Annotated in this window: 13 protein-coding genes; 10 read left to right on the top strand and 3 right to left on the bottom strand. The window is 57.4% G+C overall.

Annotation, left to right across the window (positions count from 1 at the left end):
• Positions 1 to 438: hypothetical protein (locus E2K76_RS18200; RefSeq protein WP_220432299.1), on the top strand; the 438-nt coding region annotated here is incomplete at its 5' end.
• 132 nt (positions 439 to 570) lie between these two features.
• A protein-coding gene (locus E2K76_RS18195; protein ID WP_394343941.1) for an IS3 family transposase occupies positions 571 to 1,709 on the top strand; the annotation gives its coding sequence in 2 pieces (ribosomal slippage) (positions 571 to 808 and positions 808 to 1,709; 1,140 coding nt in all).
• A gap of 562 nt (positions 1,710 to 2,271) precedes the next feature.
• On the opposite strand, the gene E2K76_RS18185 is transcribed toward E2K76_RS18195, so the two are convergent.
• Positions 2,272 to 2,685, bottom strand: a complete 414-nt coding sequence (locus E2K76_RS18185) for an NUDIX hydrolase (protein WP_246033016.1) — start codon at positions 2,683 to 2,685, stop codon at positions 2,272 to 2,274.
• A 1,021-nt stretch (positions 2,686 to 3,706) separates the two neighbouring features.
• Here E2K76_RS18185 and E2K76_RS20465 point away from each other — a divergent pair.
• The 3 genes from E2K76_RS20465 to E2K76_RS18175 are packed head-to-tail and all read left to right on the top strand — an operon-like array spanning position 3,707 to position 6,092.
• A complete protein-coding gene (locus E2K76_RS20465) occupies positions 3,707 to 3,880 on the top strand; it encodes a hypothetical protein (protein ID WP_169053381.1) in 174 nt (57 codons plus the stop codon).
• A gap of 26 nt (positions 3,881 to 3,906) precedes the next feature.
• Positions 3,907 to 5,070: a SagB/ThcOx family dehydrogenase gene (locus tag E2K76_RS18180; RefSeq protein WP_136685860.1), complete on the top strand. Its 1,164-nt coding sequence runs from the start codon at positions 3,907 to 3,909 to the stop codon at positions 5,068 to 5,070.
• Positions 5,070 to 6,092: a SagB/ThcOx family dehydrogenase gene (locus tag E2K76_RS18175; RefSeq protein ID WP_136685859.1), complete on the top strand. Its 1,023-nt coding sequence runs from the start codon at positions 5,070 to 5,072 to the stop codon at positions 6,090 to 6,092. The genes E2K76_RS18180 and E2K76_RS18175 overlap by 1 nt, the downstream gene beginning before the upstream one ends.
• Before the next feature lie 278 nt (positions 6,093 to 6,370).
• Here the strand turns inward: E2K76_RS18175 and E2K76_RS18170 are convergent, their stop codons facing one another.
• Together E2K76_RS18170 and E2K76_RS18165 are read right to left on the bottom strand one after the other, a co-directional pair.
• The gene (locus tag E2K76_RS18170; protein WP_136685858.1) at positions 6,371 to 7,345 is read right to left on the bottom strand and encodes an arsenic resistance protein; all 975 of its coding nucleotides are present in this window, start codon (positions 7,343 to 7,345) and stop codon (positions 6,371 to 6,373) included.
• 56 nt (positions 7,346 to 7,401) lie between these two features.
• The gene (locus tag E2K76_RS18165) at positions 7,402 to 7,857 is read right to left on the bottom strand and encodes an ArsR/SmtB family transcription factor (protein WP_342773660.1); all 456 of its coding nucleotides are present in this window, start codon (positions 7,855 to 7,857) and stop codon (positions 7,402 to 7,404) included.
• 37 nt (positions 7,858 to 7,894) lie between these two features.
• On the opposite strand from E2K76_RS18165, the gene E2K76_RS18160 reads away from it, so the two are divergent.
• From E2K76_RS18160 to arsH, 5 genes are all read left to right on the top strand, one after another.
• Positions 7,895 to 8,248, top strand: coding sequence for an ArsR/SmtB family transcription factor (locus tag E2K76_RS18160; protein ID WP_136685857.1), 354 nt, complete (start codon positions 7,895 to 7,897; stop codon positions 8,246 to 8,248).
• 64 nt (positions 8,249 to 8,312) lie between these two features.
• Positions 8,313 to 8,768 (top strand): arsenate reductase ArsC, encoded by a 456-nt coding sequence (locus tag E2K76_RS18155; RefSeq protein WP_449265783.1) that lies wholly within the window; start codon positions 8,313 to 8,315, stop codon positions 8,766 to 8,768.
• A 2-nt stretch (positions 8,769 to 8,770) separates the two neighbouring features.
• The gene (gene arsC, locus E2K76_RS18150) at positions 8,771 to 9,196 is read left to right on the top strand and encodes an arsenate reductase (glutaredoxin) (protein ID WP_136685868.1); all 426 of its coding nucleotides are present in this window, start codon (positions 8,771 to 8,773) and stop codon (positions 9,194 to 9,196) included.
• Complete coding sequence (arsB, locus tag E2K76_RS18145) at positions 9,196 to 10,254, top strand: ACR3 family arsenite efflux transporter (RefSeq protein ID WP_136685855.1); 1,059 nt, start codon at positions 9,196 to 9,198, stop codon at positions 10,252 to 10,254. Before arsC ends, arsB begins: the two co-directional genes overlap by 1 nt.
• Complete coding sequence (arsH, locus tag E2K76_RS18140; protein WP_449265782.1) at positions 10,254 to 10,940, top strand: arsenical resistance protein ArsH; 687 nt, start codon at positions 10,254 to 10,256, stop codon at positions 10,938 to 10,940. The genes arsB and arsH overlap by 1 nt, the downstream gene beginning before the upstream one ends.
• Positions 10,941 to 10,977: the final 37 nt, after the last annotated feature.

Raw genomic sequence — 10,977 nt, 5'->3', positions numbered from 1 at the left:
GCGTCGAGGCAGGAGTTTTTCAGCAGCCTGCTAGAGGCCGCTTCAACGGCTTCCATCCCAGAAGCGAACTGTGATCATCGTCCGATACCGCAGGAGCCCGAGGGGATGTCGGGAAATGACGGGAGGGACAGTCTCGAAACCGACAAGGGTTCGTACTGGGCCAAGACTCGGCAGGAGTGTCGAGCCTTCAGAGCTAAAAACTACACCAAGCCTGCGCGCATTTTGATGACCCTCCGCGACCATGTCTACATGACCGCGACGTTCTATTTTGCCCTGAAAACGGTTGCCGTTGCCCTGAGCGTCCCATTCGGTGTAGAAATCGGAGGCATAGACTATGCCTTTGTCGGTTCCTTTGTTCTGATTTGCGTTCTGTTCGTCTCAGTCCTTCAGGACCTACCCTTGGTAAAGATGGCCGGGCACTTGGTACAGCGCGGCTGATACATGGTGGCAGGGCAAACGTCCGCTTCGACCGCTTAGCAAAGTCATACACGTGCTCTGCCCCCTGAGAACTGGACCGTTTGAAGCTGGAGTTTTCGGCTAATCTTTCCTGGCTGGGAGAGGAGCTGAACGATGAAGGCATCGAAGTTCACGGAGGCGCAGAAGGCGTTCATCCTGAAGCAGGGCGAGGAGGGAACGCCGGTCGCGGAGATCTGCCGCAAGGCCGGGATCAGCCAGGCGACCTACTTCAACTGGAAGAAGCGCTATGGCGGGCTGCTGCCGGACGAGATGCGGCGGCTGAAGGCGCTGGAAGACGAGAACAGCCGGCTGAAGAAGATCGTGGCTGACCTGACGCTGGACCGGGAGATGGTGAGCATGTGAACGCCATCGGTTCGAGAGAACATGCGAACGGACGTCATCCGCCGAAAGCTTTGAGGCCTGCCCGCACACGGGAACTGGTTGATGGGATGTTGGTGGACTGGGGTGTGTCGATCCGCCGGGCGTGTGGGGCCCTGCGCTTCGACCCATCGAGCTACCATTACAAATCCCGCCGAACCGGGCAGGCCGCCTTGGAACTGAGGATCAGGGAGATCTGCCAAACGCGGGTGCGATACGGATACCGGCGCATCCACGTCTTGCTGCGACGGGAGGGTTGGCAGGTGAACATCAAGAAGACCCGAAGGATTTACAACGAGTTGGGTCTCCAGTTGCGCAACAAGCATCCGAAGCGGCGGGTCAAGGCGACGCTGCGCGAGGATCGCGCCGAGGCCCTCGGGCCGAACGATGTCTGGGCCAAGGATTTTGTCCATGACCAGCTGGCCCTGGGCAACAAGCTGCGCATCCTGACGATCATCGATACGCATTCCCGCTTCTGTCCGGCTGCCGATCCGCGCTTCACCTACCGCGGCAAAGATGTGGTCCAGACATTGGAACGGGTCTGCGCCCAACTCGGCTATCCCAGGACGATCCGGGTCGAGAACGGCAGTGAATTCATTTCCCGAGACCTCGATCTGTGGGCCTATGCCAACGACGTCACCCTGGACTTCTCACGCCCCGGCAAGCCAACGGATAACGGCTTCATCGAGGCGTTCAACAGCAAGCTCCGGTCCGAATGCCTGAACGTGCACTGGTTCATGAGCCTTGCGGATGCACGGGAAAAGCAGGAGGATTGGCGTCGACACTACAATGAAGACCGACCCTACAGCGCGATCGGATATAACGTCCTGATCGCGATGCACTATCCCGGCGACGCAGCCAGCCCGTCGCCATGACCAAGCCGGAAAACTCCAGTATCCGGCGGTCCAAGGTTGGGGAGCAGCGCAGTGGTGAAGCAAACTCTACATCAAACCGAGGGACGTTCCGGGGGGCAAGTCACCAGCCTTTATTCGATTTACTTATCTTTGCTCAACAACTTAATTTGGTCCTCGAGCACACCTACAATCAACGCTTCTATATCGTCGAGCCGCATCCCGCCATCGTGTGCAAGCCGGCTTACCATCATCGCAATCCGTTCATCCTGCGGACCGTAAAGGGGCCAATCGTCCAAGGCATGACTATCGGGATGAACAAACGAGTTATCTGCCACCTTTCAATCCCACCTCTTCGTTGGCACTCCCAACGTTCTGGGCACGGGCCTGACTCCTTGCTTGCAAGCGATGGTCTTAGAAAACTAGCGCAACGGCAACACTATCCGAGCTTACCTCGCAAGCATAAGCCGTCTAGCCACGATTGCGCTACGGCCGATCTATGTCGGCTCAGTCCCATCCTCACCGGTTCAGAGTAGCACCCGACACGCAACCGGCGCGGAGTCTGCTCGTGGGGCGGAGCTGCCGGTCAGCCTTTCCCGAGAAGATGCGCTTTCAGTCCTGAAGGATAAAGCTGCGGGCCATCTGGAAGATCTAAGCTATCCAGCGAGAACCATTCCGCGAAGCATATGGTCCCACTGTCTTCAGTGAATTGGATGCGCTCTTCTGCGACAAGGGTGTTGGGCGGAAAAGACACGTCGAAGATTGCAACAATCTCATGTCCAAGACTGCCTTCATGAACGAAAATGTTCTCCATGAACGTAGGGGGTGAAACAGCTTTCACCGTGATCCCTAGTTCCTCTTGGAACTCTCGAACGACAGCAACCTCTACCGTTTCGCCAAACTCGACTGTTCCACCGAGAGGCAGCACGCCTTTCACGCGCCCCGCGTCATCGAGAACTTCAGCCGCAAGCAGCCGACCGTCGCGCCAATGCAGGCCCAACGCCTTGAGCCGTATTCTAGATGCAGGACGCCATGTGCTCATGCAGAAGGATTACAGCAAAGCGCGAACGACCGCAAATTGGGCTCTTTTCCACCTTAACCCCCTGCCCTGCAACGACGGAAGCTGATGCGGAGATCGCGGTAGAGNTAACCCCCTGCCCTGCAACGACGGAAGCTGATGCGGAGATCGCGGTAGAGGCCGCGATCGCTGATCCGAAGGACAGCCGCGCCTCCGCTCCGCTCTGGCGCGCCTGACACCTTTTCTGTTCGCTTGGTCCGCCTGCCATCCGGCCGACGCTCTGAACACGGGCTCTGGTGCCGCTCCGCGTCAGCCTCCACGGAGAAATCCGGTTCCTCCCGCGCCACGGCGCGGGTCCCTCCCAATTTCACCGCTCCGGCCCCGTGTGTCAGATCACCGTCCGGCCGCAGGTCGGGCTGCGCCCACCCTGCTTTGCCCTTCGGATGACATGAGGTCATCCAAAGTGAAAAGCACGGATGGCTTCGCCACTGGCGGAGCAGAGGGGCGCAAACGGGAATGTCGGAACACGCACGAGGTAGTTTCGTGACGCAAAAGGTAGTTTTGCGCGGTGTTCACAAAGATTGTAGATTCGCAGACGGATCTGCCTCGGCACGATGCAAGGACTTCGGAAAGCACCGACAGTGTGTCAGACGTCTCTGCCTCGTTCGTCACGCAAAACTACCGCAAAGAGCCCATAGATGACGGTCAGGTTGATCTAGAGTCCTGTAAGTGCAGCGGACCGCTTCCAACCTCCCCTCGGACATTCGTGCGCGGCGCAACATTAAGCTCGGACAGAAAGTAGCCCGACGGCCTGAACACGGTACCCGCACAACCGTAAAAGCCATTCGCTACTTATGCCGCCTCCAAACCATCACGTTTTTCTTGCTAGAAATGAAATTCTGTGGCTCAATCGGCTGGTCGATCTTTACCTGCAGCTCTCGTTTGCCCTCTGCAGAAACTGATCGCATTGTTTGCTCGTTTTTATTTAATTGGAGCTAACGCCATGACCGCACCTGACAGCAGTGAAGACCTCGTCCGGATCCGTCGCGACAGTGAGAAAAGCGATATATTCATTATCGAGGTACTTGGGGAGCCAATTTCTGCTCTCAAGCAAATGAAAGCCGAACCGTGGACTCTAAGGGAGCAAGCCAAAGACGAATCAGATGCTTCTGAATAAAGTCGTCGGTGGAATTCTCAGTGAGAATGAACTGGAGCACCGATGAGCTGGTAACCCACAGCGGGTTGCGGCTCTATCCTAGCGCGGGCGACGGCTCAGGATGGCTCGCGATTGACTTGGTAAGCTGCGTACGGTTTCGATGCTCGCAAGTTGCAACTGCAGTTCTGATTGCATTTATGGACGGCGGCAACGTAGAGGCTATCTGCGCCGCACTCGCTAATCGGTATGCCTTGGATCGGTCTCTCCTGGATGAGACAGTTGCGCAACTCAGTCAGCTCCGTCTTCTAGTGCCGCCAGACGATACAGACCATTGTCGATATTCTGCGCTGTTTAAGGCTTGGGCCGAATATGGCTGGGTTGACTCTGCTGACTACCACGTCGCGACATTAAATTACCCGTTTGCGGATTATTCGGTAGACGGAAGAGAAATTGATTACCAAAGGATGGTTCAGTATGTCCAAACAGAACCAGACTTGGAGCGAGCGAAGTACTTTGCTGATGCGCCAAATCGCATTCCTGCGCCATTAGCCGCTGACGTGCTCCAAGACCTCAAAGAGCCTTTCGTAGACTTGTGGAACGGCGACCCTGGTCTAGAGCGCTTAGACCGCTCGCGATGCCTTGCACTTCTATCTGTAGTTTTTGGAAAACTGAGATCTCGCCAACTCGCGACCAATTCCCGCCTAATGGCCGATGCTATAGGCAAGACTAGTCCTTCTGGAGGGTCGCGGCATCCAACCGAAGCCTATCTTTTTGCCGCATCCATTGAGGGACTTAATCCCGGCATTTACCACTATAACGTTCTCGATGTTTCGCTTGATAGGATCGCAGAATTCGAAGACTCTCACGATCAAATGATGAAACTATTTTCGGGGCCGTTGCGAGCATCGTTTGCTGTCGACGGCGTCGTCGTGATGACAAGCGTCTTTGAGCGAAGCATGTATCGGTATCGGGAACCACGAAGCTTCCGGGCGATCTACATGGACGTTGGGCACATATGCGGGACCATGGATATCTCTGCAAAAGCTCTTCGCGTGAACTGTTTAGTGCAACATGGGCTCAATGACCGAAAAGTTGGAGAACTTCTCAGATTGGATCCACTTGTTGAAGGCGTAATCTACGGCGCTGCGATCGGAGGTTCTGGAAACCAACGCACTAGAAATTCAAAAGTCTTCGTTTATGAGGCTGATTGATGAGCTATTGGAATCCACTTGTTACGATAAGGCCCAACAAAGTTGAGCCGCTCGGAGAGGTTCAAATTAGTGACGCATCTGAGCAAAAGCGTTATCGTATGCGGAAGCAAGATCTACTCGACGCACTTTTTTCGGATAAAGGCCTTGGTAAGAAACAGCTTGAGGCTTTGACGGCACTCGACCTCATCGGACCTACAGCAGAATCAAAGACAGCAAGCGCTACTGGGAGTCTAAACCACTGGAAAGAGCGAAACTGGGCCTTGGCCTTGAGCTACTATCATTGGTCTATTAGGGACACGTTTCTTGATGAAGGCGAGAACTACGAAGATCTTCGGTGCAATGCGCTTAAGCAGATGCTGGTAGACAAGGAACTTCCCTTGCCCGAGCTCGTGGACGCCAGTGAGAACAGCTTCATAGGGGCGCCGGCACCAATCCCACCAAAGTGTAATGTAGGAGATGTTCTCGCGTCGCGAAAAACAACACTTTCGATGACTTCTAACGGCGAGCTAACATCGGAAATACTCCATGGTTTGTTGGCCAACGGCTTCTCAGTATCTCGCCGCTATCATGTGCCGGATGTTGAAGAGCATATTCATAATATTCTTCACGGTGTGGGTTTTGCGTTCGACCCGTACATTGCTATTTTTGATGTGCCTGGTCTTGAAGCCGGTATCTATTTTTACAGTATCAGCCAAGATCGGCTTCGCCTAAATCGGTCTGGACTATTTCGGCAAGAAATTTGTAAGGGGCTAATAGGCCATGAGCAGGCGCTGACCGCAGCTTGCACTATTCTATTAACCGCTGATTTTCGGCGTTTCCAGTGGCGCTACCGACACGAACGTGCTTTGCGCAACCTTTACTTCGACGTAGGCAGAATGGCGCAGTATCTCCTCGTCATTGCAACAGCGTATGGCGTCAAAACTCATATAACACCAGCGACTGTCGATGACTATCTTGCTGACATACTGGGTTTAGATCGCGACGCTCAACAGGTATTTCATACAGTAACACTTGGCTTCTAGGTGTAATTTCCCTACTTAACGCGATTGGCGCATCAATTTCTGGGGCGTCACGGCGCTGCATCAGTATGTTGTCATATGACGGAACTTGTGTCGGTAACGACAATCGGCGAAACCGAGTAGTGCTGGGGAAGCTATGTCCGCTTCGAGCACATAGCGGCCTCAGGAGGCTTACTATGGTGCCAATGCAGCGAAGGGCAGCTTGGTCCCACGAGCAGACCCCGCACCCGTGGCGGGCCTGTGGCCCGCAGGAATGGCATGGGATGGGACATTCCTGCCATTCAGCAAGCATGAACCTTCGCCTCATCCGCGTTTTTCCCAAAGCGTGGAAGAACGCGGATGTAAACCAACTCGGCTATCAGCTCGACCAAAGTCTGCGTCACGATCACAGCCGGAAGCACGGGGATCGCACCCGGAACAGCAAGGGCCAACGGCAGCACGACAAGGGAGTTTCGGGTTGCTGTCGAGAAGGACACAGCCCGTCCTGCAACAGGTTGAAGCCCGAAGGCCCGTGCAACGCCCCAGCCGATGAATGGAGCGATGACGGCAAACGCGATGTAGATGGGCAGGGCGGATAGTGCATGACGGCTGGCGGCTCCCAGAACCGGAACCGTGGCGGCCACGACGAGGAACAGGACCACAGCCGTCGCGGGGACCGGAAGAAGCCCCAGAATGTCGCTGACGCGCTGTCCTGTCGTATGTCGCGCGGCCCAAAGCTGGACAGTGCCCGCGCAGATCAGCGGCACGGCGATCAGCCACACAAACGCATGCACGAACGGGCCGACACGCACGAGGTCGGCAGCTTCGTCGCCAAGGAATACGCCCAGGTAAATCGGCAGCAGGGCCATCTGCACCAGCAGCAGGATCGGCGTTGATGACAGCAGCAGTCGTGCATCCGCCCGCCCCAAATGGGCAAAGGTGATCACGTAATCGATGCAGGGTGTGAGCAGCACCATGAGGATGCCAAGGCGCAGCAATGCGTCGTCTATGGCAAGGCGGGACAGCAGGAAGGCAAGGATCGGAACGCAGATGAAGTTGCTGACGAGAAGGGCACCCAGAAACCGTGTTTCTCGGAATCCTCGGCCAATCTCTGGCAACGGCACCTGCAGAAAGGTGACGAACAGCATAAAGGCGAGTGCGGGATTGATCGCGCCTTCCAGTTCGCCTGTGCCTGACACGGCAAATCCAACGATCGCGGCAAGGGCGACAGCCGCAAAGTAGATCCACACCTGTTGCCGTTCGAGAATATCGCGCATGTCATTTCCTTGCCGTGGTCCAGACGCCAGCCACAGTCATTATGGGAAGGGTAAGATCAGTGGATCGGGCCTGTTGGCCGTCCTTCACATTTTGCAAACAGCGCGATGGCGTCATCGCAGTGTTTGCAGTGGCCGTGGCAACAGTCGTGCATGAGGAATGCCACCAAGGACGATAGCGCCGAGAACTTTGCACTGTAGATGATGGATTTGCCTTCGCGGCGGCTCTGGATCAGCCCGGCATTCTCCAACTCCTTCAGATGGAAGGACGTTCGTTGAGGCGAGCCGTCGAGGCTGTCGGCAATGGCTCCAGACGCAAGCCCATCCGCTCCGGCCGTCACCAGCGCCCGGATGATCCTCAGGCGCGTTTCCTGTGCAATCGCTGCAAACCCACGGAGAGCTTCATCCTGATTCATTACAACCATCCTTTTGGTGTTGTAATGATGGTGTTGAACAAGAATGGCAAGCTTTATGCCGAACCAGCTATCAATCTCTCTTGCACAGATGACCTTCACCAATCATTGTATCAATAATCGTTGAGAGGTTGATTCGATGGAAGAAGACCGCGCACTTGTCGCCTTTGCTGCTCTGTCCCAGGAAACCCGCCTTCGTATCGTGCGTCTGCTCGTCCAAGCCGGACCGGACGGCATGGCCGCGGGCTCTATCGGTGAAGTCATAGGCGCAACCACTTCGCGTCTGTCGTTTCACCTGACCCATCTGGAACATGCTGGCCTTGTTCAGTCCCGCCGTGACGGGCGTTTCATCATCTACAGCGCCGTCTATCCGGCCTTCACAGGTTTGATCCAATTCCTGCTGCATGACTGCTGCCAAGGCCATCCGGAAATCTGTGCCCCCGCTTTGGATGCTTCCCCCTGCTTTCCCTCGAAGGAGAGAGAAAATGTCTGATCCCATCTACAATGTCCTGTTCCTCTGCACGGGGAACTCTGCCCGGTCCATCATCGCGGAAAGTGTGTTGAACAAGGACGGCGAGGGTCGCTTCCGTGCCTTTTCGGCTGGAAGCCAACCGAAAGGCGATGTGCATCCCATGGCCCTAAACCTGCTGCGCAATTACCACTATCCGACCGATGGATTGCGCTCGAAAAGCTGGGATGAATTTGCCGGTCCCGATGCGCCGAAGATGGATTTCATCTTCACGGTCTGCGACGACGCGGCAGGAGAAGTCTGCCCGTTCTGGCCCGGCCAGCCTGTCTCGGCCCATTGGGGCATCACGGACCCGGCTGCTGCCCAAGGGACAGAGTTGGAGCGTGAACTGGCCTTCATCGAAGCCCTTCGTTACGTCAAAACACGCATTGGCCTTTTTAAGGAACTGCCGGTGTCCAGCCTCGATTCTGCCAGCCTGACCTCGCATCTTCACCAAATCGGTCGTTCCGAAGGCTCGACCAGCGCAAAGCCCGAGGCTGTATGACCATGGACATCGTGATCTATCACAACCCTGCCTGCGGCACGTCGCGCAATACGCTGGCGATGATCCGCAACGCGGGCATTGAGCCGCATGTGGTCGAGTATCTGAAGACGCCGCCGTCGCGGGCGTTGCTGGTGCAGCTTATCGAACGGATGGGGATCACACCCCGCGCCCTGTTGCGCGCAAAGGGCATACCCTATGCCGACCTTGGTCTGGATGATCCCGCGCTGCCTGATGATGCCCTGATCGACGCGATGATGGCGCATCCGATCCTCATCAATCGGCCCATCGTCGTCAGCCCGCAGGGCGTCCGGCTGTGCCGTCCGTCCGAAGCCGTGCTGGACCTTCTGCCCGCACAGCAAGCCGCCTTCAGCAAGGAAGATGGCGAGCAAGTCGTGGACGAGCAGGGCAATCGCGTGCGGAGCGCATGATGCAGCGCCTGTCTTTCCTCGACCGCTATCTGACACTGTGGATCTTCGCGGCGATGGCGCTTGGCATCTTGCTCGGCTCTGTGTTCACGGGCCTGCCGGATGCGCTGAACGCCATGTCGGTCGGCTCCACCAACATTCCCATCGCCATCGGCCTGATCCTGATGATGTATCCGCCGCTGGCGAAGGTGCGCTACGAAGAACTGCCACAGGTCTTTGCCGACAAGCGCGTTCTGGTGTTGTCGCTGGTGCAAAACTGGATCATTGGGCCGGTGCTGATGTTCGTGCTGGCGGTGATCTTCCTGCGCGACCAGCCGGAATACATGACGGGCCTGATCCTGATCGGGCTTGCCCGCTGCATCGCCATGGTGCTGGTCTGGAACCAGCTTGCACGGGGCGACAACCAGTATGTCGCGGGGCTGGTGGCCTTCAACTCGATCTTCCAGATCCTGTTCTTCTCAGCCTACGCATGGTTCTTCCTAACTGTCCTGCCGCCCCTGTTCGGGCTGGAAGGCAGCGTGATCGACGTAGGATTCTGGACGGTGACCGAGGCCGTGCTGATCTATCTCGGCCTGCCCTTCCTCGCGGGCTTCGTGACGCGCCGCGTCCTGATCGCCCGCAAGGGCGAGCGCTGGTATCAGGACACATTCTTGCCGAAGATCGGCCCGCTGACGCTGGTCGCTCTGCTGTTCACCATCGTCGCCATGTTCAGCCTCAAAGGCGGCGACGTGTTGCGCCTGCCGCTGGACGCGCTGCGGATTGCGGTTCCGCTGGTGATCTACTTCGCCGTGCAGTTCCTCGTCAGCTTTGCGATGGGTCGCTGGATCGCCAAGGACTATCCGCGCACCACGGCCATCGCCTTCACGGCGGCGGGCAACAACTTCGAACTGGCGATTGCCGTCGCCATCGCGGCCTACGGTCTGGCCTCGCCCGTCGCCTTTGCCGCCGTCATCGGCCCGCTGGTGGAGGTGCCGGTGCTGATCCTTCTTGTCAGCGTTGCCCTGCGCCTCGGCAGGCACTGGTTCCCGGATGATGCCGCGTTGAAGGAAGCCCGCCCATGATCCCCGACCTGCCGAACCTGTCACCTGATGCCCTGCGTCTGCCGCAGATCGACGGTCCCCCTCCGCGCATCCTCCTGCTCTATGGCTCGTTGCGCGAAAGGTCCTACAGCCGCCTTGCTACGCTTGAGGCCGAGCGGTTGCTGCGCCACTTCGGCTGCGAGACGCGCATTTTCCACGCCGATGGCTTGCCGTTGCCGGATGACGCCGGGGCCGACCATCCCAAGGTGCAGGAGTTGCGCGATCTGTGCCTCTGGTCCGAGGGGCAGGTCTGGACCAGCCCCGAACGGCACGGTGCGATGACCGGCGTGATGAAGTCGCAGATCGACTGGATCCCTCTGACACTCGGATCTGTCCGCCCCACTCAGGGTCGGACGCTGGCGCTGATGCAGGTGTCGGGCGGCTCGCAAAGCTTCAACGCGTTGAACCAGATGCGCATCTTGGGGCGCTGGATGCGGATGGTGACGATCCCGAACCAGTCCTCCGTTCCGAAAGCGTTTCAGGAGTTCGATGAAGCGGGGCGCATGCACGCAACCCCCTTCTATGACCGGATCGTGGACGTGATGGAGGAACTCGTGCGCTTTACCCTCCTGACCCGTGACCGTCCCGACCTGACCGACCGTTACAGCGAGCGGAAAGAGACGGCGGCGGAACTGTCCGCGCGTGTCAATCAGACGTCCGCGACGTGACGACACGACGCTGGCCGGTCATTTCCGCCCTTGGCAT

Origin of the sequence: Falsirhodobacter xinxiangensis (assembly GCF_004959935.1) — a bacterium.
GTDB lineage: Bacteria > Pseudomonadota > Alphaproteobacteria > Rhodobacterales > Rhodobacteraceae > Falsirhodobacter > Falsirhodobacter xinxiangensis.
This window is presented reverse-complemented; position numbering and strand designations above follow the sequence as displayed.

What these genes read in the sequence shown, in the direction of transcription:
- E2K76_RS20465 (WP_169053381.1), top strand. Translation starts at nt 3,707, where the DNA reads ATGACCGCACCTGACAGCAGTGAAGACCTCGTCCGGATCCGTCGCGAC.
- E2K76_RS18180 (WP_136685860.1), top strand. Translation starts at nt 3,907, where the DNA reads ATGAACTGGAGCACCGATGAGCTGGTAACCCACAGCGGGTTGCGGCTC.
- E2K76_RS18175 (WP_136685859.1), top strand. Translation starts at nt 5,070, where the DNA reads ATGAGCTATTGGAATCCACTTGTTACGATAAGGCCCAACAAAGTTGAG.
- E2K76_RS18170 (WP_136685858.1), bottom strand. Translation starts at nt 7,345, where the DNA reads ATGCGCGATATTCTCGAACGGCAACAGGTGTGGATCTACTTTGCGGCT.
- E2K76_RS18160 (WP_136685857.1), top strand. Translation starts at nt 7,895, where the DNA reads ATGGAAGAAGACCGCGCACTTGTCGCCTTTGCTGCTCTGTCCCAGGAA.
- arsC (WP_136685868.1), top strand. Translation starts at nt 8,771, where the DNA reads ATGGACATCGTGATCTATCACAACCCTGCCTGCGGCACGTCGCGCAAT.
- arsB (WP_136685855.1), top strand. Translation starts at nt 9,196, where the DNA reads ATGCAGCGCCTGTCTTTCCTCGACCGCTATCTGACACTGTGGATCTTC.